The 20,942-nt window shown below is 68.5% G+C and carries 20 protein-coding genes, 1 tRNA gene and 1 pseudogene; 11 read left to right on the top strand and 11 right to left on the bottom strand.

The window, feature by feature from the left end; all coding sequences use genetic code 11:
• Nucleotides 1-13 precede the first annotated feature (13 nt).
• Nucleotides 14-1,141 (bottom strand): FUSC family protein, encoded by a 1,128-nt coding sequence (locus AC4D16_RS13220; protein WP_490949771.1) that lies wholly within the window; start codon nt 1,139-1,141, stop codon nt 14-16.
• Nucleotides 1,142-1,362: 221 nt separating this feature from the next.
• Here AC4D16_RS13220 and pstS point away from each other — a divergent pair, with 221 nt between their 5' ends.
• From pstS to pstB, 4 genes are all read left to right on the top strand, one after another.
• Nucleotides 1,363-2,481 carry a phosphate ABC transporter substrate-binding protein PstS gene (gene pstS / locus AC4D16_RS13225; protein WP_490955313.1) on the top strand — a complete coding sequence of 373 codons (1,119 nt, stop codon included), beginning with the start codon at nt 1,363-1,365 and terminating at the stop codon, nt 2,479-2,481.
• A 135-nt stretch (nt 2,482-2,616) separates the two neighbouring features.
• Nucleotides 2,617-3,549, top strand: coding sequence for a phosphate ABC transporter permease subunit PstC (pstC, locus tag AC4D16_RS13230; RefSeq protein WP_490949769.1), 933 nt, complete (start codon nt 2,617-2,619; stop codon nt 3,547-3,549).
• Between the two features lies 1 nt (nt 3,550).
• On the top strand, nt 3,551-4,654 hold the full coding sequence (gene pstA / locus AC4D16_RS13235; RefSeq protein ID WP_490949768.1) for a phosphate ABC transporter permease PstA: 1,104 nt from the start codon (nt 3,551-3,553) through the stop codon (nt 4,652-4,654).
• A gap of 39 nt (nt 4,655-4,693) precedes the next feature.
• The gene (pstB, locus tag AC4D16_RS13240; protein WP_490949767.1) at nt 4,694-5,473 is read left to right on the top strand and encodes a phosphate ABC transporter ATP-binding protein PstB; all 780 of its coding nucleotides are present in this window, start codon (nt 4,694-4,696) and stop codon (nt 5,471-5,473) included.
• A gap of 203 nt (nt 5,474-5,676) precedes the next feature.
• On the opposite strand, the gene AC4D16_RS13245 is transcribed toward pstB, so the two are convergent.
• The 3 genes from AC4D16_RS13245 to AC4D16_RS13255 all read right to left on the bottom strand — a co-directional run bounded on the left by AC4D16_RS13245 (nt 5,677) and on the right by AC4D16_RS13255 (nt 8,165).
• Nucleotides 5,677-6,687: an inorganic phosphate transporter gene (locus AC4D16_RS13245; protein WP_490955314.1), complete on the bottom strand. Its 1,011-nt coding sequence runs from the start codon at nt 6,685-6,687 to the stop codon at nt 5,677-5,679.
• The gene (locus tag AC4D16_RS13250; RefSeq protein WP_490949765.1) at nt 6,688-7,305 is read right to left on the bottom strand and encodes a DUF47 domain-containing protein; all 618 of its coding nucleotides are present in this window, start codon (nt 7,303-7,305) and stop codon (nt 6,688-6,690) included. It abuts the gene before it with no gap.
• 212 nt (nt 7,306-7,517) lie between these two features.
• The gene (locus AC4D16_RS13255) at nt 7,518-8,165 is read right to left on the bottom strand and encodes a hypothetical protein (protein WP_490949764.1); all 648 of its coding nucleotides are present in this window, start codon (nt 8,163-8,165) and stop codon (nt 7,518-7,520) included.
• A 124-nt stretch (nt 8,166-8,289) separates the two neighbouring features.
• Between AC4D16_RS13255 and AC4D16_RS13260 the strand changes: the two genes are divergently transcribed.
• Nucleotides 8,290-8,363, top strand: a tRNA-Lys gene (locus tag AC4D16_RS13260).
• 55 nt (nt 8,364-8,418) lie between these two features.
• Here the strand turns inward: AC4D16_RS13260 and AC4D16_RS13265 are convergent.
• Nucleotides 8,419-9,170: pseudogene (locus tag AC4D16_RS13265) on the bottom strand (ZIP family metal transporter).
• A 366-nt stretch (nt 9,171-9,536) separates the two neighbouring features.
• Between AC4D16_RS13265 and AC4D16_RS13270 the strand changes: the two are divergent.
• The 4 genes from AC4D16_RS13270 (at nt 9,537) to AC4D16_RS13285 (ending at nt 12,845) form a co-directional block, all read left to right on the top strand.
• Complete coding sequence (locus AC4D16_RS13270) at nt 9,537-10,808, top strand: endonuclease/exonuclease/phosphatase family protein (RefSeq protein ID WP_490955315.1); 1,272 nt, start codon at nt 9,537-9,539, stop codon at nt 10,806-10,808.
• A 233-nt stretch (nt 10,809-11,041) separates the two neighbouring features.
• Nucleotides 11,042-11,263, top strand: a complete 222-nt coding sequence (locus tag AC4D16_RS13275) for a hypothetical protein (protein ID WP_490955316.1) — start codon at nt 11,042-11,044, stop codon at nt 11,261-11,263.
• A gap of 128 nt (nt 11,264-11,391) precedes the next feature.
• On the top strand, nt 11,392-12,126 hold the full coding sequence (locus AC4D16_RS13280; RefSeq protein WP_490955317.1) for a hypothetical protein: 735 nt from the start codon (nt 11,392-11,394) through the stop codon (nt 12,124-12,126).
• Nucleotides 12,123-12,845 (top strand): hypothetical protein, encoded by a 723-nt coding sequence (locus AC4D16_RS13285; RefSeq protein WP_490955318.1) that lies wholly within the window; start codon nt 12,123-12,125, stop codon nt 12,843-12,845. The genes AC4D16_RS13280 and AC4D16_RS13285 overlap by 4 nt, the downstream gene beginning before the upstream one ends.
• Before the next feature lie 289 nt (nt 12,846-13,134).
• On the opposite strand, the gene AC4D16_RS13290 is transcribed toward AC4D16_RS13285, so the two are convergent.
• From AC4D16_RS13290 to AC4D16_RS13310, 5 genes are all read right to left on the bottom strand, one after another.
• On the bottom strand, nt 13,135-13,413 hold the full coding sequence (locus tag AC4D16_RS13290) for an HPr family phosphocarrier protein (RefSeq protein WP_490949759.1): 279 nt from the start codon (nt 13,411-13,413) through the stop codon (nt 13,135-13,137).
• A 51-nt stretch (nt 13,414-13,464) separates the two neighbouring features.
• Entirely contained in the window at nt 13,465-15,612 is a 2,148-nt protein-coding gene (locus AC4D16_RS13295; protein WP_490955319.1) for a PTS fructose transporter subunit IIABC, read from the bottom strand.
• Nucleotides 15,612-16,634: a 1-phosphofructokinase family hexose kinase gene (locus AC4D16_RS13300; RefSeq protein WP_490955320.1), complete on the bottom strand. Its 1,023-nt coding sequence runs from the start codon at nt 16,632-16,634 to the stop codon at nt 15,612-15,614. The genes AC4D16_RS13295 and AC4D16_RS13300 overlap by 1 nt, the downstream gene beginning before the upstream one ends.
• Nucleotides 16,631-17,398, bottom strand: a complete 768-nt coding sequence (locus AC4D16_RS13305; RefSeq protein ID WP_490955321.1) for a DeoR/GlpR family DNA-binding transcription regulator — start codon at nt 17,396-17,398, stop codon at nt 16,631-16,633. The genes AC4D16_RS13300 and AC4D16_RS13305 overlap by 4 nt, the downstream gene beginning before the upstream one ends.
• Nucleotides 17,399-17,634: 236 nt before the next feature.
• Nucleotides 17,635-17,889 (bottom strand): DUF6458 family protein, encoded by a 255-nt coding sequence (locus AC4D16_RS13310; RefSeq protein WP_490955322.1) that lies wholly within the window; start codon nt 17,887-17,889, stop codon nt 17,635-17,637.
• Between the two features lie 347 nt (nt 17,890-18,236).
• Between AC4D16_RS13310 and AC4D16_RS13315 the strand changes: the two genes are divergently transcribed.
• Nucleotides 18,237-18,506, top strand: a complete 270-nt coding sequence (locus tag AC4D16_RS13315; RefSeq protein WP_490949754.1) for a GlsB/YeaQ/YmgE family stress response membrane protein — start codon at nt 18,237-18,239, stop codon at nt 18,504-18,506.
• Nucleotides 18,507-18,739: 233 nt separating this feature from the next.
• Entirely contained in the window at nt 18,740-19,525 is a 786-nt protein-coding gene (locus AC4D16_RS13320; RefSeq protein WP_490949753.1) for a hypothetical protein, read from the top strand.
• A 38-nt stretch (nt 19,526-19,563) separates the two neighbouring features.
• Here AC4D16_RS13320 and AC4D16_RS13325 read toward each other — a convergent pair whose 3' ends face one another.
• Entirely contained in the window at nt 19,564-20,811 is a 1,248-nt protein-coding gene (locus AC4D16_RS13325; protein WP_490950120.1) for a DUF445 domain-containing protein, read from the bottom strand.
• Between the last annotated feature and the right edge of the window lie 131 nt (nt 20,812-20,942).

Below are 20,942 nucleotides of genomic sequence, written 5' to 3' on the forward strand. Positions count from 1 at the left end.
TGTGGAGTAGGGGTCAGAGCCGCGGCATGTAATCGGCGGCGTCCTCGTGGGAGAGGCCCGTCGCCTCCAGCAGGTCCACGACCAGCGGCCGGAGCAGCAGCACCAGGCCCTCGCCCTCAAGCCCGCTGATCCGCAGGGTCTGGGGGTGGAGGTCCGTGGCCACGGCGGCGAGCTCGTTGCGGGCCTGCCGGAGGTTGAGGCTCCGCTCTGTCGAGTCCCGGGAGGACAACGCGCGGCTGAGGGTGTCGACGGCGTCCGCGGTGTCGTCGATGGACTGCCCGAGGGTCTCGATCTCGTCGTCGGACAGGGCCGTGTGGTTGATGGCGGAGGTCAGCCGCCGCGAGAACACCCTGCTGTTGCGGATCGCGAGGTCGATGGACTCGACCGCACTGCGCAGGTCGCCCAGCTCGTCCCGGTGACGCCGGTAGGCGGGCGAGAGGCGTGCCACCTCCTGCGCGGCGCGCATGCTGCCCGTCAGGCCGTCGAGCTGCGATTGACAGTTCCGGGCGCGGACGAGTGCGTGCCAGGCCATGGTCGAATCACTCTCACGGAGGGCCGAGGCGCTCTCGCGCAGCACGGCGGCCAGCTCCCCGAGGAGCCCTCGGACGTTCGTCTTCGGCTCCCGGCGGGGGTCGCGTGGCAGCAGCATCGTCACGATCAGCGCGAAGAGTCCGCCCACGATCGCGTCCGCGCTGCGCGTGAAAGGACCCCCGTCGGGAGCCGGGAGGAGCACCACCAGTAGCGACTGCAGGCCCAGCTGTGTGGTGAAGATGGTGCCGCTGTCGAGGAAGCGTGCGAGGAGGATGGAGACGAAGAGGACGACGGCGGCCTGCCAGAGCCCTGTACCGAGGACGTGCAGGAGCAGATCGCCGAGAGTGATGCCGAGGGTGCAGCCGATGGCCACCTCGAGTACCCGCCGCAGGCGTGGATCACGCGAGAACCCGAGGGCGATCAGCGAGGACGTCGCGGCGAACAGGGGGCCGTCGTGGCCGAGCACGTACTCGGCGAAACCGTATGCGCCGACGGCACAGATCGTCATTTGCAGTGCGGTGACCACCGAGTTGGCGCTGCGCCGTGATCCCACTTGTAAGCGAGTGCGCAAAAAGGCGAGGGCAGTGACGACTCCCTGACGCGGCGGCATGCCCCCAGTCTAGAAGGTGCCCTTCAGGAGATCTTCGTCTCATTCGCAAGCGCGGATCGGCCGCACCGGGCAATGGTTGTGCGCTGTTCACCTTTCGTTAACGTCTGCCGGTCAGTCTCTTTACCTGCACTGCCTAACTTCGGGATGTACCCGAAGAGGTACCTCTCTACCGAGCGCCGTCCTGCGCTCCGATTAACATTCCCTGGAAGGGGCACAATCTCGTGAAGGCACTTCGTTTCGGCCGCGCTGCGGCAGTATTTTCCATCGCAGCGTTGGCATTGACAGCATGCGGGTCTGACAACGCGACTGGCGAGCCGGCAGCATCCGGAGCCCCTGCGTCCGAAGGCGCTGCAACTGTCAGCGGAAACCTGACCGGCGCAGGATCATCGGCCCAGAACGCTGCGATGACCGCGTGGCAGGAAGGGTTCTCCTCGGCAAACGACGGCGCGACCGTCCAGTACTCGCCGGATGGCTCCGGCGCAGGCCGTGAGGCCTTCCTCGCCGAGGCCGTTCAGTTCGCCGGCTCGGACGCCTACCTGGACGACGAGGAGTACGCCGCCTCGCAGGAGATCTGTGGCCCCGATGGCGCCATCAACATCCCGGTCTACGTCTCCCCGATCGCAATCGCGTTCAACCTCGAGGGCGTGGACGAGCTCAACCTCGACGCACCGACCATCGCGTCGATCTTCCGCGGGGAGATCGCCACGTGGGACGACGAGGCCATCGCTTCGCAGAACTCCGACGCCGAGCTTCCCAGCACGCCGATCACCGTCGTTCACCGTTCGGATGACTCCGGTACCACCGAGAACTTCACCGATTACCTCGCCGCAGCGGCACCCGATGTCTGGACCGACGAGGCCGACGGCGCCTGGCCGGCAGAGCTCGTCGCGGAGAACGCCCAGGGCACCAATGGCGTGGTTTCCACCACGACGACCACTGATGGCGCGATCACCTATGCCGATGCTTCCGCCGTCGGTGACCTCGGCACCGTAGCGGTGCAGGTCGGCGAGGAGTACGTGCCGTACAGCCCCGAGGCCGCCGCCGCCGCCGTCGACGTCGCAACCCCTGTCGAGGGCCGGTCGGACGTCGACATGTCCCTCGAGCTCGAGCGTGATACCGAAGAGGCAGGCACCTACCCCGTCGTCCTCGTCTCGTACCACATCGTCTGCAGCACCTACGAGGACCAGGAGACCGTCGATCTCGTCAAGGCTTTCGAGTCCTACGTGGTCAGCGAAGAGGGCCAGCAGACAGCTGAAGGTTCCGCCGGCAACGCGCCGATCTCGGAGACCGTCCGCACGGACGCCCAGACCGCCATCGATTCGATCACGGTAGCGTCCTAGTCGATGTGTACGCCCCGCCGGGATCCGCTGGATCCGGGCGGGGCGTGCGCCGTCCGCGGTACGATCCGGTTCTCACCGGCTCCGCGATCCTGATCCAGGCGCGTAGCGCCCACCACTCGCTCTGAAGGGTTCCCCGTGTCGACCAACACTCTGGCCAAGAGAGAGGTGGGAGGTAAGTCCGGAGACAAGGTCTTCTCCGGGGCCACCCTCGCCGCGGGCTGCCTCATCCTGGCAGTCCTGTTCGGTGTCGCCCTGTTCCTCGTCATCCAGGCTCTGCCCACGTTCAGCGCCGACCCCACGGACATCACCGGTGGAGAGGGCTTCGGCACCTACATCTTCCCGATCGTCGTCGGGACAGTCATCGCGGCCGCGATCGCGCTGCTCATCGCGACCCCCCTCGGCATCGGCGTGGCGCTCTTCATCTCGCACTACGCGCCTCGGCGCCTGGCCATGGGCTTCGGGTACCTGATCGACCTGCTCGCGGCCATCCCGTCGGTCGTCTACGGAGCCTGGGGTTATGCAGTCCTTGCTCCCCTTCTCGCCTCCGGGTACGGCTGGCTCGCCACGAACCTCGGCTGGCTGCCCATCTTCGCCGGCCCGGCGAGCCAGACCGGCCGTACCATCCTCACGGCGGGCATCGTGCTCGCGGTCATGGTGCTCCCCATCATCACGTCCCTCAGCCGTGAGATCTTCCTGCAGACGCCCACGCTCCACGAGGAAGCCGCGCTCGCCATGGGCGCCACGCGCCTCGAGATGATCCGGATGGCGGTCCTGCCCTTCGCCCGCGCAGGCATCGTCAGTGCCGCGATGCTCGGTCTCGGCAGGGCCCTCGGTGAGACCATGGCCGTTGCGCTCGTGCTCTCGGGAGGCGCCCTCGGGGCCAGCCTCATCCAGTCCGGCAACCAGACGATCGCCGCCGAGATCGCCCTCAACTTCCCGGAGGCGTTCGGGCTGCGGCTCAGCGAGCTCATCGCAGCCGGCCTCGTGCTCTTCGTCATCACCCTGGCGGTCAACATCATCGCGCGCCTGATCATCAGCCGCCACAAGGAATTCTCGGGAGCCAACTGACATGAGCAGCTCAACTCTTGAAAAGCGGAAGTCGCAGCTGACGAAGGGCAGGATGCCCTCGTACGTGGTCTGGGTGGTGCTCGCCGCCGCCGTCGTCCTCGGTGCGGCCGCTGCCGCCGTGATCGGCTTCAACGTGTTCCTGTGGGCCTTCCTCGCTGCCGTGTTCTTCATCATCGGCGCCACGGTGGTCACCGCCGTGAAGGAGGGCGGCCGGAAGGCATCGGACTCCCTCATGACGTACCTGGTGTACGGGTGCTTCATCATCGCGCTCCTCCCGCTGCTCTCCGTCATCTGGACGGTCCTCGAGCGCGGCCTGCCCGGGCTCTCCTACGACTTCTTCTTCACCTCGATGAATGGCGTCACCGGCGCGACCGACAACGCCTCGAAGGAGACCGGCGCGCCGGTGCTGGGCGGCGCTTACCACGCGATCGTCGGGACGCTGCAGATCACCCTGTGGGCCACGCTCATCTCGGTGCCGATCGGTCTGATGGCCGCCGTGTACCTCGTCGAGTACGGCACGGGCGGCACGCTGGACCGCGCGATCACCTTCTTCGTGGACGTCATGACCGGCATCCCCTCGATCGTCGCGGGCCTGTTCGCCGCAGCCTTCTTCGCCCTGCTCTTCGGTCCGGGCACCAGAACGGGCTTCGTGGCGGCGGTCGCGCTGTCGGTGCTGATGATCCCGGTCGTGGTGCGCTCCACGGAGGAGATGCTGAAGATCGTCCCGAACGAGCTGCGCGAGGCGGCCTACGCGCTCGGCGTCCGCAAGTGGCGCACGATCGTGAAGGTGGTGGTGCCGACGGCGATCTCCGGTATCGCCTCTGGCGTAACCCTCGCGATCGCGCGCGTGATCGGTGAGACGGCGCCTATCCTCGTCACGGCGGGCTTCGCGAGTTCCATCAACGTCAACGTCTTCGGTGGCTGGATGAGCACCCTCCCCACGTTCATCTACTACCAGATCCTCACGCCCACCTCCCCGACGAACATCGACGCGAGCACCCAGCGCGCCTGGGCGGCGGCGCTGATCCTCATCGTGATGGTGATGCTCCTCAACCTCGTGGCCCGTCTGGTCGCCCGGGCGTTCGCGCCCAAGACCAGCCGCTGATCCGCGACCTGCCGCCCGACCCGAAACGATAAGGAAAGAATGTCCAAGCGAATCGACGTCAAGGACCTGAACGTCTACTACAGCAAGTTCCTTGCCGTGGAGGACGTCAACATCAACATCGAGGCACGCTCCGTCACGGCGTTCATCGGCCCCTCGGGCTGCGGCAAGTCCACGTTCCTCCGCACCCTGAACCGCATGCACGAGGTCATCCCCGGCGCGCGCGTCGAGGGTGAGGTGCTGCTGGACGGCGACAATCTCTACGACTCCGCGGTGGACCCGGTGACCGTTCGTGGCCAGATCGGCATGGTCTTCCAGCGCCCCAACCCGTTCCCCACCATGTCCATCCGTGACAACGTGCTCGCCGGCGTCAAGCTCAACGACAAGCGCATCAGCAAGTCGGACGCGGACGCGCTCGTCGAGAAGTCACTGCGGGGAGCCAACCTGTGGAACGAGGTGAAGGACCGCCTGGGACGTCCCGGCTCCGGTCTCTCGGGTGGCCAGCAGCAGCGCCTCTGCATCGCCCGCGCCATCGCCGTCTCGCCGCAGGTCATCCTCATGGACGAGCCGTGCTCCGCGCTCGACCCCATCTCGACGCTCGCGATCGAGGACCTCATCAACGAACTCAAGGCCGAGTACACGGTGGTCATCGTGACGCACAACATGCAGCAGGCAGCACGCGTGTCCGACCGCACGGCGTTCTTCAACATCGCCGGGACGGGCAAGCCGGGCAAGCTCATCGAGTACGACGACACCACCACGATCTTCAACAACCCGAGTATCAAGGCCACGGAGGACTACGTCTCCGGTCGCTTCGGGTAAACCCCTGACGCACTGCGGCACAGCACCGCGGCACAGCACCGCGAACGACGACGGCGGCTCCTTCCGGGGCCGCCGTCGTCGTGCGTCCGGCCGTGGGCCGCAAACCCGGGGCAGATGTCGCGCGGAAGGGGTAAAGGAATCCCGGGTCCGGACAGCCGCCGCGGCGGCACCGGGAATCGTGAGGGTCGATCCCTGCCGGCGACCTAGAGCAGCGGGCTCAGGGCGAGGAAGAAGATGGCGCCCATCAAGGCGGTCGCCGGCGCGGTGGTCAGCCAGACCGCGAGGATGCGGATCACGGTGGGACGCTGCACGGAGGCGCTGTGGCCGTTCGCACCTGCGCCCACGATCGCCGAGGTTATGGTGTGCGTGCTCGAGAGCGGCACGTGGAGCGAGATGGCCCCGATGAAGAGCATCACCGAGCTCACTCCCTGCGCCGTCATGCCGCGCAGCGGATCTACACGGACCAGCTTGTTGCCGAGGGTGTGGGTGATCCGCCAGCCGCCGAACAGTGATCCCGTGGCCAGCAGCACGGCGGCGAACACCTGGACCCAGAGCGGCATGTCCGAGCCGACGGCGTAGCCGGAGCCCACCAGCGCGAGCAGGATCACCGCCATGGTGCGCTGTCCGTCCTGGAGCCCGTGCCCCAGTGCGAACGCCCCGGCCAGCACCGACTGCGCCATGCGGTTGCCGCGGTTCACCGCCGCGGGGGAGCCGTTGCGCAGCAGCCACGTGGCCGGGAACACCGCCACGTAGGCGAGCACGTAGGCGACGACGGGCGAGAGCACGAGCGGCAGTGCGATCTGGAGCAGGAGCATCCGGCCCATGCCGTCCATGGACGGGCCGCTGGTCAGCTGGGACGCGGCGCCGGCTCCCACGAGGCCGCCGAGCAGGGCGTGCGTGGACGAGGATGGCTTGCCGCGGTACCACGTGAACAGTCCCCAGAGGCAGGCTGCGAGCAGGGCCCCCATGAGGATGCCGAGTCCCACGGTGCCCGAGGGGAGCCCGATGGCGGCGTCCGTGAAGAAGAGTGCCAGGGAGGTGCTGAGGAGCGCGCCCACGAGGTTGAACAGGGCCACGAGCAGGACGGCGACGGTGGGCGTGAGCGCCCGCGTGCGCACCGCTGTCGCCACGGAGTTGGAGACGTCGTGGAAGCCGTTGAGGAAGGCGAAACAGCCGGCCGTGGCCACGACGGCACCGAGGAGGAGGGGCTCCACCTACGATTCCTTGACGATGATGCCGCCAACCTGCGTGGCGACCCTCCGGATGTCCTTCGTGACGTCGACGAGCTGGTTCGCCACGTCCCGGTGCCGGGCGTAGACGAGCGGCTTGTGGTCGTTCAGGAGTTCGGCGCACCAGCTGCGGTGCGTCCGCTCCGCGCGGCGGGAGAGCCGGAGGATCTCGATCCAGTACTCCTCGAGGTCCTCCATGGACGTGAGGCGCTGCATCGCGGTGGCGGTGAGCTCGGCCTGCCGGTTGATGACCTCGAGCTGGTCCGCGGCCCGGCGGCTGAGCTTGCTCAGCTTGTACAGGGCGATCAGCTCACCGGCGCCGTCGAGCTTCTCGATCGCCTCGTTGAGCAGCCGCGACAGCGCATAGAGGTCCTCCCGCGGCAGGGGGTTGATGAAGGAGGACCGCATGGAGGTGAGGAGGGCGAAGTGCAGGTCGGTCGACGCGGACTCGTGCTGGTGGAGTTCCTCCACGAGGCGGTCGTACTCCTGGGTGGAGGCCCCGAGGATGGCGGACATGGTGCCGACGCCGAGGACGAGTTGCTGCGCCATCCGCGAGAGGAGTTCGAGCCCGGCGTTCTCCTGTGGGAAGAGGCGTAGTTTCACGGAGTCTTCCTGGACGGGCACGGAGCTCTCAGTGCGGCGGGCGGTACCGGACGCACTGCGTCGGGGCAAAGTAGTGGCGCCGAACCGGGAGCGCCTCTCGGCGGAAGGCCGCTCGAAGCGGCTGAGTGTTGAAGCCCGGGGGTTCCACGGTCCGACGCCTCTTCAAGTCTTGCCCTCCCCGCAGCCCGTGTCAACATCGGTCCCCGGGACGTTCAGTCGAGCTCCCCGCGACGCCACGACGACGCGGCGTGCTCGAGGTCCTCGGCCGTCTTGATCAGTTGGTGGGAGTTCCGCGTGAGTTTGGAGGCGTGGGCGCCGTTGGCGATCTCGGCGTCGTCGGCGTGGTTCGCCTGTCCGAGGGCGATCACCCGGCAGAACGCGGCGAAGCGTTCCAGCGCGACGTCGAACTCGCCCTCGAAGGCGCCGGAGAGGATGGTGTCCGCCATCGCGGTCATCTCCGCGGCACCCGGCGGCTCGGCGACCCCGGCCACCACTTTCGAGACCTGCGCCACCTCCTTGCCCGACGTGAAGTACGCGGCGATGCGCTCAGGGTTCTGCTGGGTCGCCGCCCGCAGTGCGTACAGCCGCCAGAGGGCGCCCGGGAGGGAGCGTGCGGGGCTTTCCGCCCACATCTCCGCGATGGCCTCGAGACCCTGCTGGTCGGCGAGCTCGACGAGCCGCCGGGTGACGTCGGGATCATCGGCATCGCGTCCGTGGTGCACCAGTGCGTGCGCCGCCATGTGTGCCGCCTCGGACACCCGGGAGGGGTCCACGCCACCCGCGAACACCTCGAAATCCATGGGTGCGAAAGGCTTCGGCTTGTGCGGCCGAGGGCTCTTGTTGGTGTAGTCGCCGTCCATGGGACGAGGATACTCCTGCGGTTCACCGGCCCTGCCGCCGTACCCGGGGCGGAGGCCTTCTGCGATAAAGTAGACGGGTCATCGCTGCACGACGGCGGCTCCCGCCGGCCGGGCACGATGCGGCGGGCCCTTAGCTCAGTTGGCTAGAGCAATGGACTTTTAATCCGTGGGTCGTGGGTTCGAGCCCCACAGGGCCCACCGCCACGCAGGAGGGGTTCCGGTACGCGCCGGGACCCCTTCTGCGTGTGAGGGATCAGCCGGCAAGCTCGTGCACCACGAAGGCCGACAGGACACCGAGCGCGGCGATCAGCCCGGTGAGCAGGTGCTGCCGTTCGAACGCCTCGGGGATCATGGTGTCCGCGACCATGGCGAGGATGGCGCCGGTGGCGATCGCGGTGATGAAGGCGATGGTGCCGCCCGGAGCCTCTGCCAGGAGGGTGTAGCCCGCGAGGGCGGCGAGCCCGGAGGCCAGCGCGATCCCACCCCAGAGTCCGAACACGTACCGCGCGCTGCGGGCCGCGTTCTTCATGCCCGCGCTGCTCGAGAGACCCTCCGGCACGTTGGAGACGAACACCGCGACGAGCACGGCGGGGTTGATCGCCCCTCCGGCCACCAGCCCGAGCCCGAGGACCACCGACTCCGGGACGCCGTCCAGCAGGGCCCCGAGCGCGATCGCGTTGCCGCTCCCGGCGTCGTCCTCGGTGGGCTGCTGGGAGCCCGAGCGTTTCCGGTGCTGCGCGCCCCGGTGGGCGAGCAGGTCATTCGCGCCGACATGGGTGAGCGCGCGGCGAGGAAGCCGAGCGCCGTGGGCGCCAGGCCGCCCGTCTCCTCGGCCTCGGCGACCAGTTCGAAGGCGAGAGCGGAGATGAGCACGCCGGCGCCGAACGCCATGACGAAGGACAACTTCTGCGGCGGGACGCGCCAGCGCCATGCGATCGCGGCGCCGATGAGGAGGGCGGCGCCCGCGAGGGCACCCCACCCGAACGCCTGCACCCGGAGCGGCACACCACACCTCTCCCTGGTCGTCCTGCTGATCGTGCTGCTGACCGACCTGACCGACCTGGCCGACCTGGCCGACCTGACCGACGCGGCCGACCTGGCCGACGGCGTGGATCGACGGCCCAGCGTCGCACGGCCTCGGCCCATCCGGGGCAGGATGTTCGGCCGGCTCCGCCCCTTGACCGGTCCTGTCCGGGGAGTCCCGACCGGATGATCCGGCGGCGCGCCGGACGGGCCACCGTGCGACGTCGAATCGTTACCTCCCGGACTCCTTCCGTCCTCGGAGCGCCGTTAGGCTCGAAGGACGGAAGCACGATCATCGGTGCCGAGCTGTGTCCCTGGGGCCGTTCGGCCGGGAGCTGAAGGGTCCTCATGCGAGTACGCGCACACTGCTCGGTCGCCGTACTGACGGCCTGCCTTCTCGTCACCTCGGCCCCCGCGGCGCTCGCGGACCCCGCGGACGAAACCCGATCATCGGGGACAGGGGCGTCGGCCGACGCCCGGACGCCTCTCCGGTTCGCGACCTACAACGCGAGCCTCAACCGCCTCGCGGCAGGGGATCTGGTCAGGGACCTCAGCACGCGCGGCAACGCCCAGGCCCGGGCCATCGCCGAGGTGGTGCAGATCAACCGCCCGGACGTCCTGCTGCTCAACGAGTTCGACTACGTCCCGGACGACAGGGCCGCGAACCTGTTCCGTGACAACTACCTCGCGGTGGGCCAGAACGGCCGTACCCCGATCGACTACCCGTACGTGTACACGGCGCCCTCCAATACGGGCGTGCCGAGCGGATTCGACCTCAACAACGACGGCACGGTGGGTGGCGCGGACGACGCCCTGGGCTTCGGCACCTTCGAGGGCCAGTACGGCATGGTCATCTACTCGCGCTACCCCATCGAGCAGGAGGACGTCCGCACCTTCCGGACCTTCCTCTGGGAGGACATGCCCGGTGCTCTCCTGCCCGACAACGCGGCCACCGCGACCCCCGGCGACTGGTACTCGCCCGAGGAACTGAGCGCTCTGCCGCTGTCCAGCAAATCGCACTGGGACGTCCCCGTGACCGTGGGGGGCCGTACCGTGCACGTCCTCGCCAGTCACCCCACGCCGCCCGTGTTCGATGGTGCCGAGGACCGCAACGGGAGGCGCAACAGCGACGAGATCCGCTTCTGGTCCGACTACGTGAACTCGGGCGCGGCCGCCTCCTACATCTATGACGACGACGGCGGCACGGGCGGCCTGAAGCGTGGCGAGCGTTTCGTCATCATGGGGGACCAGAACAGCGATCCCCTCGACGGCGACTCCCGCGAGGGATCCATCGACCAGCTGCTGCAGAACAAGCTCGTGCAGGATCCGATGCCCACGTCGCGGGGTGCCGTCGAGGCCTCGGCGCTGCAGGGTGGCGCGAACGCGATCCATCAGGGCGACGCCGCGCTGGACACGGCCGACTTCGAGGACCGGAACGCCGGAAACGTGCGCGTGGACTACGTGCTCCCGTCCCGCGGACTGCGGGTGGCCGGCTCCGGCGTCTTCTGGCCCCGCGTCGGACAGCCGGGGTCCGAACTGACCGGCATTTTCCCGTTCCCCACGAGCGACCACCGGCTCGTCTACGTGGACATCACCGTGAACGGGTCGCGGCAGCGCTGACCCGCGATGCACCACGTCCTTGCCCGGGCCCGCACGGCGGGTGTACGTTCGAGGGCATGAGGACAATCCTGTTTCAGTAGCGAGACGGCTCCGCCGATCTCACCGCATCTTGTCGATGTCATCACTCCAAGTGCGCCCACTGAACCCGCTCCTCGACACCCGTCGACGCAGCTGTTGCTGCGCGTCGTGGTGTCCGCCGTTGCTGAGTGAGCGCTCCGAACGGAAGGAACCCCATGACCAGCACACCCAGAAAATCAGCCGCGTCCGAGGAATCGGAACGCACCGACGCCGCAGCGGCTCGCGCTCGCAAACTGCTCGACGATCCGCGCGCGAGGCTCGCCCTGGAGAAGAAGAACCAGGCGGCCAAGCCCTCCGCGGGAACCGGTGCAGGCCACGCGAAAGCGGCGCACGAGAGCGGGAAACAGGGCAAGAAGGAGAAGAAGGTGCGCTGGTGAGCAGGGCCGGCAGCACCGGTTAACTGGAGCTGGCTCCGAGTTCTGCGTATGGGGGAATCGCAGAAATCGGAGCCAGCGATCTCAGTATACTTCGACGGGACACTGGAAAGTCCAATCGAAAGGTGAGAATGGCCGTCACAGCAAAAGCCTTTCAGCTGTGGCGTTCCCGCATCGCCCCGCAGGCCACCGTGACGGACGTCTGCCGTGTCGCCGGGATCAAACGGTCGACCCTCGCACAGCAGTTGGTGCGCGGGAAGGTGTCCGTCGCGACCGTCGTCGCGATCGCCCGGGGGTACGGCGTCTCACCGGTGCGGGCCCTCGCCGAGTTCGACGGGTACGAGGACGTCCCGGCGGGCGTGCGCACCCCCACCGATGCCGAACTGGTCAGCCAGGTCTCCCACATCGACATCCTCCGCCTGCTGCTGGCACGCAGCGCTGACGAGGAGTGCGCGGGGACGGACCTCCAGTTGCAGCTCGCCCCGTTCCCGCACCGGAACTCCGTGCGGGCATGGATCGAGGCGGTGGACCCGGGTGATCTCCGCCAGCAGATCGCCCTCAGGACCGGCGTGGCCCGGCAGAACCTGTCCGCGCAACTCACGGCCGGGCGGCTCGCCCCGGAGATCGCCGTGGAGGCCGCGCGCATCGCCGGGGTCTCGCTGACGAGCGGCCTCGTGGTGACCGGTCTGCTCACGCCCGAGGAGGGTGGATGGCCGGAGGACGGACGGGCTCGCGCTCTGTGTGCCATGCCGGACCTCGATCTCGTGTTCCTGGCCCGCGACAGGCTCGACGTGCTCGGCAAGCAGATCAGACGTTCCGAGCTCGACGACACGAAGGATCGCGCCATGTGGGAGAACCTCGGATGAACCCGGCCATCATCCAGTGGGGGGCGCTGGCCCTGTGCGCAGTGGGGGCCGTGATCCGTGTTCCCGGGCTGAGGAACGGGCAGGGGCGGACCGTCTTCGCCGCTCTCGTCCTCCTGACGGCGGCCGTGGCGCTGTCCCTCTCCCCGATCTACGAAGTGGTGGACGCGGCTCTGGGCGGCGTCAACGTGGCGAACCTCGTGCTCCGCTTCGTTCTGTATGCCGTGTTCGTGCTCCTCGGTGTGCGCATGGCGGCGGCCTTCGGTTCCGCGCTCGGGAAGCGGCTGATCATCGGGCCGTTCGGCGTGGCGATCCTTGCGCTGACGGTGATCGCCACGCTGTACTTCTTCGTCGCCAGCGAGCTGCCGGTGACCGCGCGCGCTCTGGCGGGCTATCACGACCAGGAGACCGTGAGGCAGTACGCGACCGTCGGCCGGCTCTATCCGGGATACGTGTCCGCCTGCCTCGTCCTCCCCGCGGTGGCTTCGGTGCTGGACACTCGATCGCGGGCCGTCCACAGGGTCGCCGGAGCATTCCTCGCGAGCGGTTTCACGATCGTCGTGGTGTACGTCGGGCTGCGGCTGACCTCGATCGACCTGCGGCAGTGGGACATCGTGCTGCCCTTCACGGCGATCGTCCTGACCGTCGTGGGGCTGTGCCTCATCCGCATCGGACGCACGATGATCCGGCGTCGGGAGCGGCACGCCAATCTACTCGCCTGAGGTCGGAGCGGCACAGAGACACGGTTCTCCGGCACTCCCGGAGTAATGAGACGCAAACGTGTCCTACGGTGATTCACAGATTCATGATCGTGTGTGAAAATTATGATTATGTAACTGCCGCTGTCCGTGGGGGGTCAGCGGATGGTTATCAGCCGAGTGGCTGTGTCCATGAGAACGGGTGGACCCAGTCACTCGAACCGTCTGGGGACGACACAGAGGGCGCCTCCCGTTGCTTGCCAGCAGCGGAAGGCGCCCTTTTCTGTGGTCGGCGGCGCCGACCTGCGTGCGCCTACTCGGCGTCGTGATCCGTCTCGATGATCCGGGCCAGTCCCTCGAGGGCATCCTCGGCGCCGTCACCCTCCGCACGGAGCACCACGACGTCACCGTGCGATGCGCCGAGGCTCATGAGGGAGAGGATGCTCGAGGCGTCCATGGCCTCCTCCGCGGGTTCGCCGTCCATGGCGATGGTGACCTCGAGGGGCAGCTCACCCGCGGCCTCGGCGAAGATCGACGCGGGCCGAGCGTGCAGCCCTACGCGGCTGGCCACTGTTGCCTTGCGTTCTGCCATGGTGATGCTCCTTCTCTAGGTGGTATCCCGTACAGCCAACCGGACGTGGGGTCAGGCTGCAACCGGTTCCGCGACGGGCGCGTTCGTCTTCTTGGTCGCGAAGCGCTTGAGAGCGATGACGGCGAGGGCGGAGATGACGGTACCGACGATGATCGCGACGATGAACAGCGGTAGGTTGCCGATGGCGAAGAAGACGAAGAACCCGCCGTGCGGAGCCTGCGATGTGACGCCGGTGCCCATGATGATGGCGCCCGTGGCCGCGGAACCGAGGAGCGATGCAGGGATCACGCGGAGCGGGTCCGCGGCGGCGAACGGAATCGCACCCTCGGAGATGAATGCCGCTCCGAGCAGCCATGCGGCCTTACCGTTCTCCCGCTCGGCCAGCGTGAACCTGCGCTTGTCGAGCAGGGTCGCGAGGGCCATCGCGAGGGGCGGCACCATGCCGGCGCCCATGACCGCGGCCATGATCTGCAGGGGAGCGGGGTTGTCCACCACCGATCCGGTGCTCAGCCCGGCGACCGCGAAGGAATAAGCCACCTTGTTGATGGGCCCACCGAGATCGATGGCCATCATGAGGCCCAGGATCACGCCGAGGCCGAGTGCTGCAGTGCCGGTCAGGCCGGAGAGCCAGGAGTTCAGCCCCGTGGTGATCGCGGCGATGGGGCCACCGAGGACGAGGAACATGAGCCCGGAGGCGACGATCGAGGCCACGAGCGGGATGATGACGACCGGCATGAGACTGCGGAGCCACTTCGGAACGGCGATCCGCCCGATCATCAGGGCCACGTAGCCGGCGAGCAGGCCGCCGACGATCCCGCCGAGGAACCCGGCACCCATGAAGCCGGCGACGGCACCCGCGACGAAGCCCGGTGCGATACCGGGCCGGTCCGCCAGCGCGTACGCGATGTAGCCGGCGAGTGCTGGGATCAGGAACCCGAGGGAGAGCTGCCCGATCTTGAAGGCGACCGCCCCGAGGTACGTGGCGAGCCCGCCCTCCGGGAGGTTGGTGAGGCTGTTCTCGAGCGTGATCGCATCGGCGGTCTCGGTGATGAGGTAGCCGCCGAGCAGGAAGCCCAGCGCGATCAGCAGACCGCCGCCGGCGACGAAGGGGATCATGTAGCTGACGCCGGTGAGGAGTGCCCGCTTGAGGGTGCTGCCGATGCTGTCCCTGCCGCCGTCGTCGTCCGACTGCTGCTCACCGGCGGTGCCGGCGACGCGACGCGCATTCGGGTTGTCCGCTGCCGCGAGGGCCTCCTCGACCATCTCGCCCGGCTCGTCGATGCCGCGCTTGACGGGCGAGGAGATCACGGGAAGCCCGGCGAAGCGCTGCTTGTCCCGCACGTCGACGTCCACGGCGAAGATGACGGCGTCCGCTGCGGCGATCACGGCGGGGTCGAGCGGCGTGGCACCGGAGGAGCCCTGCGTCTCGACCTGCAGGTCGATGCCGCGCTCCTTCGCCGCGGCGACGAGGGAGTCGGCCGCCATGTAGGTGTGGGCGATGCCCGTGGGGCACGCGGTGACGGCGACGAGGCGACGGACCTTCGTGCCGGTGCCCGCACTGCCACCAGCGCCATGGTCGACGGCGGGACCGGTGGTGTCCGTGCCCGCCGGAGAGGTGCCCAGGGTCGCTGCGGCTTCCGAGGCGTGGTCGCCGTGCTGCGAGGCGTGCTGTCCGGAGGCCTGCGACGACGCAGCGTGCGCGCCTGCGCCGGCGGTTCCTGCCGCCGTCGTCCCGGTGGCCGCGTCGCCGATGCCGAGGGCACCGTTGACGAGCGCGACGACGTCATCGGGAGTGCGCGCGGCGCGGAGCGAGGCCGTGAAGTCCTTCTTGATCAGCGAGCGGGCGAGCTTGGAGAGCAGCTTCAGGTGCTCCTGGTCGGCGCCGTCCGGGGCCGCGATGAAGAACACGAGGTCGGCGGGGCCGTCCTTGGCACCGAAATCGACGCCGGGGGAGAGGCGGGCCATGGCGAGAGTCGCCTCCGAGACGGCCTTCGAGCGGCAGTGCGGGATGGCGATGCCACCCGGAACGCCGGTGGAGGTCTTCTCCTCACGGGCGAGGGCGTCCGCGTACAGGCCGTCCACCTCGGTGGAGCGGCCCTGCGCCGCGACCTGCTCCGCGAGGAACCGGATCACCGAGGAGCGCTCGGCCCCCAGGTCGACGTCCAGAGCAACGAGCTCCGGGGTGATGAGTTGGGACATCAGCTTTCCTCCTGTGCGGTTGGTCCCGCGACGGACCCGGTTTCGCGTGGTTCGATCACGGGCATCGTGACCTCGAGGGGTGTGACGACGACGGCGGCCGGCGTGGTCTGGTCGAGCGACGGAACGGTGGAGCCCGGAAGCCCTGCGGCTGCCGATCCGTGCGCCACGGCCTGACGCAGGCAGTTCTCCGGCAGTTCGCCGGCACTGTGCGCCAGGAGGTACCCGGCCAGCGCGGAGTCTCCCGCGCCGACCGTGGAGCGTGTGGTGATGGGTGGGTGCACGGCGTGCCAGGCACCCGCGCTCGTGACGAGCAGGGCGCCCTTGGACCCGAGGGTCGCGAGCACGGCACCGACGCCCGCGGTGATCAGCACGGCGCAGGCCCTCGCCGCAGCCTCGTGGTCGTGCTCGAGCTCGTCCCCCGAGCCGATGCCGGTGAGTTCGCTCAGCTCCTCGGCATTTGGTTTGAGCAGATCGGGAGCGGGCACTCCCGCCGCGGCCTCGATCAGCGGCGAACCGCTCGAATCAATGGCGATGAGCGGGGCATCGAGGCCGTAGGCATCCCGGACGGCTGCGGTGACCCTCGTGTAGAAGGTCACCGGTACGCCGGGCGGGAGGGATCCGGCGAGCACCAGCCAGTCGGCGCCGTCCGCCTCGGTGACGACGGCGTCGAGCAGGGCGTCGAGCTGGGCGCCCGTGAGTTCGGGGCCGGGTTCGTTGATCTTCGTGGTGGTGCCGTCCGGCTCGGTGATCGCCGTGTTGATGCGCAGGCCTGCTCCGATGGGCAGGTTCCGGAAGGGCACCGACGTGCTGCGGAGGCCCGCGACGACGGCGTCGTCGTCGGCGCCGGGCAGGATGGCGAGGGTCCGGGTGCCGGAGGCGGTGAGCGCCCGGCTCACATTGACGCCCTTGCCGCCGGCCTCCTGACTGACGTGGGTGGCGCGCTGGACGGCACCACGGGCGAGCGGCGCGGCGATCGCGACGGTGCGGTCCATGCTCGGATTGAGGGTCAGGGTCAGGATCACGCGACGATCACCTCCACATCGGCGTCGGCGAGGGCGTACGCGAGGGGCGGGGCGGGTGCGCGGTCGGTGATGAGCACATCGAGGTCCTCCAGGTGAGCGAAAGCGACGAGCGACTCCTCGTCGAACTTGGACGAGTCGGCGAGCAGGACGACGCGGCGCACGCTGCGGATGATGGCGGTCTTCACGGCGGCCTCGTCGGTGTCCGGCGTGCTCAGGCCGAAGCCCGCCGAGATGCCATTCGTGCCGATGAACGCGAGATCCGCGCGGAGCCGCCCGAGGTGCGCCACGGTGCTGCTGCCGACGGCGGCACTCGTCAGGGCCCGCACGCGGCCTCCCACCAACTCCACGCTGAGCCCGGCGCCGGAGAGGGCGGCGGCGACCGGGACGGAGTGCGTGACGACGGTGAGGCCGGCGCCGGCCTCCTCGACCAGTTCGTCCGCGAGGGCTCCGATGGTGCTGCCGGCGTCCAGCAGGACGGCGCCGGTTGCGGGCACGAGGGCAAGTGCGGCGAGGGCGATGCGTTTCTTCTCGGGCGAGTGCTGCGAGGCACGGCTGGAGAGGCTGGGCTCGTTGGTGGTGGCACCGCTGCCGGAGATCGCGCCGCCGTGGACCCGGCGCAGCACGCCGTCGCTCTCCAGAAGGGCGAGATCGCGGCGCACGGTCTCCTTGGTGATACCGAACCGCGAGGAGAGGCCCGCGACGGTGACGCGGCCTTCCGCGGAGACCAGACCGCTGATCTGGCGGTAGCGCTCTTCGGCGAACATGGGACTCCATCGTTGTGCCGTCATCGTCGTCGTGTACGAGGATCATCGCAGAACGGATGTTTGCTTATCTGCGTTTGAGTGACTCTATCTTCGCTTCAGATGTGACGTCAAGCACTTTCTCTCCCGACCAAAAGCAAGCGGACATGACGAAGGCCGGGGCATGATGCCCCGGCCTTCGTTCGTGGCCCGATGAACCTGCTCGTGTGTTCACATGCTGTCGTTCCGGGGCCGCCTGCTCAGAGGCCGGTGTCGCGGGACTCGCGCCGCGTGATCGTCTCGCCGGTGTTCGGGTCGACGACGGAGCGGGACTCCGAGACGCGCGCCTGCCTCCGGGGCGCGGCCAGGACGAGGGACGCAATGAGACCGACGACGCCCACGGCCATCAGGATGTAGCCCACCAGGGCGAGGTTCACGAAGGAAACCTGGACCTGGACGGCGAACGCGAGAATTGCACCGAGTGCAATAAGAAAGATTGATGATCCGATTCGCATGATGAGAATCCCTTCGGGTTGGCGACACTGACTGTTCTCGAGAAATACCCCAGCGGTTTCACTCACCTTGCCGCGTGCTGCCGACGTGGCCCGCATGCCGTCATCCTACGGCCCGACTGCCTGCTGTATGGCCTCGGCGGGCATCGATCCGGTATCGGCCTCCGCCGGAGGACGTGAACCTCGATTTCAGTGGCCAATTCTTGCTAAGCAGGATTAGCATGATCTCAGGATCACACGCTAAGCAGGCTGATGAAGTACAGTAGGAGCAAGTTGCACTCCGGTGCATCACATTTATTGGAGAGCCGGCCGTGTCACAGCGGCGGCTCACATCACTCAAGGAGCACCTCATGAGTTTCATCGGATTCCTCATCCTCGGCCTTATCGCCGGCGCCCTCGCCAAGCTGATCATGCCCGGCAAGCAGGGCGGCGGCATCTTCATCACGATGCTGCTCGGCGTCATCGGAGCCTTCCTCGGCGGCTTCATCGGCGGAAGCATCCTCGGCGTCGACCTCGGCGGGACGTTCTCGCTGATGTCCATCCTGTTCGCCGTCATCGGCGCGCTGATCGTTCTCTTCATCTACGGCCTCATCACCGGTCGCAAGCGCTCGCGCGTCTAGCCTGACCAGGCACCGACCGGGCCGGGGGGCCGGTCATTCGAAGGGCGTCACCGTAGCGGTGGCGCCCTTCGCGCGTCCCGGCGCGGACGCTCCCCGCGGACGCAGGATGTACCCCCGGCCCCGGGCTCCAGGCGTGCGCCGGAAGCGGAACCCCGTGCGACGCCGAAAACTCCCCACCTACACTCGAATCACGTGGCTTCTGCCCGTGCCCCAGGATCTGCGAGAGGACCACCATGTTCGGCCGTCACAAGGAGAATCCGGCAGTCAAGGCCGCGAACGGAACGTTGTTCGACAGGGACGGCAACCCGAAGCCGGCCATCCTGCGGGGGATCGAGCGCGCCCTTGACGTGCAGCGGCCCTTCATCCTCTCCAACCTCGCCCGCCTGCGGCGCCGCAACCCGAAGGCGTCCCCGGCGGAGCTCGCCCGTCTCCTCGAGCGTGACTACCTGCGGGCGACGACGGCAGCAGGTGCCGCCGTCGGTGCCACCGCGGCCGTGCCGGCGGTCGGGACGGTCGCGTCGCTGGGGCTCTCCGCCGCAGCGACGGTGGGCTTCCTCGAGGCGACCGCACTGTACGCCGAGTCCATCGCGGAACTGCACGGCATCAACACCTCGGAGCCGGAGCGTTCGCGGGCCATGGTGATGGCGATCCTCATGGGTGAGGAGGGCACGGCGCTCATGCGGTCCATCCTCGGTGCGTCCGCAGGCCAGGGAGCCCCGCAGTACTGGGGCCAGCTGGTGAACAAGGCGGCGCCGGCATCCCTCGTGAAGAGCATCTCCGGCTCCATCCAGCGCCGCTTCCTGAAGAGGTTCCTCGCGAAGCAGGGAGGCTTCATGCTCGGGCGTGCGCTGCCGTTCGGCGCGGGCGCCGTGATCGGCGGGACCGGCAACCACCTCATGGGCAAGGCCGTCATCCGGGCCACCCGCGAGGCCTTCGGACCCCTGCCGCAGACCATCCCGGGTCAGCTCGCGGAGGCGCTGCAGCTGCCGGGGAAGACGACCGGGCAGCACGGCTCCTGACTCCGGTAGGGAGCGGCCGGCATGACGCCGGTACTTGCCTACCCGAAGACGGCGTTCGCGACCGTGAAGATCACGAGGCCCGCGAGCGAGCCCACCACGGTGCCGTTGATGCGGATGAACTGCAGGTCCTTGCCCACCTGCAGCTCGATCTTGCGGGAGGTCTCCTCGGCGTCCCACCGCTCCACCGTCTCGGAGATGACCCCGGCGATCTCACTGCGGTAGGTGCGGACGGCGTAGGACGCGGCGTCGGCGATCCAGCGGTTCACCTTCCCGGCCAGTTCGACGTCGGTGGTGAGGCGTGAGCCGATGTCCCGGACGGCGGCCTTGAAGTTCGACGTCAGCTCGCTGTCGGGGTCGTTGACGGCATCGAGCAGGGCCGCCTTGATCGTGGCCCAGGTGCGCGCGGTCAGGTCGATGACCCGCGGATCATCGAGGAGCTGGCCCTTGATCTCCTCCGCCTTCGCGATGGTCTCGGGCTTGTGCTGCAGGTCCTGGGCGAGGTCGCGGAGGTAGGTGTCGATCGCGATGCGGACGTCGTGCCGGGGATCGTCCTGCACGGCCCGGATGAACTTCGAGAGTTCCGCGTGGACGCGGTCGCCCACCACGCCGTCGACCAGCCGCGGCACCCAGGTGGGGGAGCGCTGCGCGACGACCCGCGTCACCACCGAGTAGTTGGCGTCCACCCAGTCGCCGGCCCGGTCCACGAGGAGGTCCACGAGGCGGTGGTGGTGCCCGTCGGCGAACACGCGCTCGGCGATGCTGCCGATCGGTGGTCCCCACGGCGGCTCGAGGAGGTACTTGCGCACCATCGATTCGATGACCCCCTGCACGGCGTCGTCGTCGAGCACCGTGAACAGGCCGCGGATCACCGCCGCGCCCTCGGCTGCCACGCGGTCTGCGCTCTCCGGCTTCTCCAGCCAGGCACCCACCTTCTGGGCTATCCGGGCGGAGTCGAGCTTGGCTCGCACCACGTCCTCGGACAGGAAGTTCTCCTCGACGAACTGGCCGAGGGACTCGCCGATCTGGTCCTTCTTCCGCGGGATGATCGCGGTGTGGGGGATCTTCAGCCCCATGGGGTGCTTGAAGAGGGCCGTGACCGCGAACCAGTCCGCGAGCGCGCCGACCATGCCGCCCTCGGCGGCCGCGCGGACGTACTCGAGCCACGGGTAGGTGTCCTGCAGGGCGAAGGCCACCACGAAGATCACCGCCATGAGCACCAGCAGCCCGGTGGCGAGACCCTTCATGCGGCGGAGGGCGGCCGCCCGTTCCACGTCCGGGTCTGTCATCTGAGCGTCCACCGTCCGAGTCTAGCGAGGCACGCGGGGAGTCCTGCCGCCGTCGTCGGGCTGATGTGGCCGCACCGGACGCTCGCGTACGGTGATAACCGGGCCCTCGCCCCGACCATCCCCCGAAGGCC

The sequence above is a fragment of the Arthrobacter sp. TJ-236 genome (assembly GCF_058269235.1).

Excerpts from the sequence above, each read along its gene's own strand:
- AC4D16_RS13220 (WP_490949771.1), bottom strand. The coding sequence starts at position 1,141 with ATGCCGCCGCGTCAGGGAGTCGTCACTGCCCTCGCCTTTTTGCGCACT.
- pstA (WP_490949768.1), top strand. The coding sequence starts at position 3,551 with ATGAGCAGCTCAACTCTTGAAAAGCGGAAGTCGCAGCTGACGAAGGGC.
- pstB (WP_490949767.1), top strand. The coding sequence starts at position 4,694 with ATGTCCAAGCGAATCGACGTCAAGGACCTGAACGTCTACTACAGCAAG.
- AC4D16_RS13255 (WP_490949764.1), bottom strand. The coding sequence starts at position 8,165 with ATGGACGGCGACTACACCAACAAGAGCCCTCGGCCGCACAAGCCGAAG.
- AC4D16_RS13270 (WP_490955315.1), top strand. The coding sequence starts at position 9,537 with ATGCGAGTACGCGCACACTGCTCGGTCGCCGTACTGACGGCCTGCCTT.
- AC4D16_RS13275 (WP_490955316.1), top strand. The coding sequence starts at position 11,042 with ATGACCAGCACACCCAGAAAATCAGCCGCGTCCGAGGAATCGGAACGC.
- AC4D16_RS13280 (WP_490955317.1), top strand. The coding sequence starts at position 11,392 with ATGGCCGTCACAGCAAAAGCCTTTCAGCTGTGGCGTTCCCGCATCGCC.
- AC4D16_RS13285 (WP_490955318.1), top strand. The coding sequence starts at position 12,123 with ATGAACCCGGCCATCATCCAGTGGGGGGCGCTGGCCCTGTGCGCAGTG.
- AC4D16_RS13290 (WP_490949759.1), bottom strand. The coding sequence starts at position 13,413 with ATGGCAGAACGCAAGGCAACAGTGGCCAGCCGCGTAGGGCTGCACGCT.
- AC4D16_RS13295 (WP_490955319.1), bottom strand. The coding sequence starts at position 15,612 with ATGTCCCAACTCATCACCCCGGAGCTCGTTGCTCTGGACGTCGACCTG.
- AC4D16_RS13305 (WP_490955321.1), bottom strand. The coding sequence starts at position 17,398 with ATGTTCGCCGAAGAGCGCTACCGCCAGATCAGCGGTCTGGTCTCCGCG.
- AC4D16_RS13310 (WP_490955322.1), bottom strand. The coding sequence starts at position 17,889 with ATGCGAATCGGATCATCAATCTTTCTTATTGCACTCGGTGCAATTCTC.
- AC4D16_RS13315 (WP_490949754.1), top strand. The coding sequence starts at position 18,237 with ATGAGTTTCATCGGATTCCTCATCCTCGGCCTTATCGCCGGCGCCCTC.
- AC4D16_RS13320 (WP_490949753.1), top strand. The coding sequence starts at position 18,740 with ATGTTCGGCCGTCACAAGGAGAATCCGGCAGTCAAGGCCGCGAACGGA.
- AC4D16_RS13325 (WP_490950120.1), bottom strand. The coding sequence starts at position 20,811 with ATGACAGACCCGGACGTGGAACGGGCGGCCGCCCTCCGCCGCATGAAG.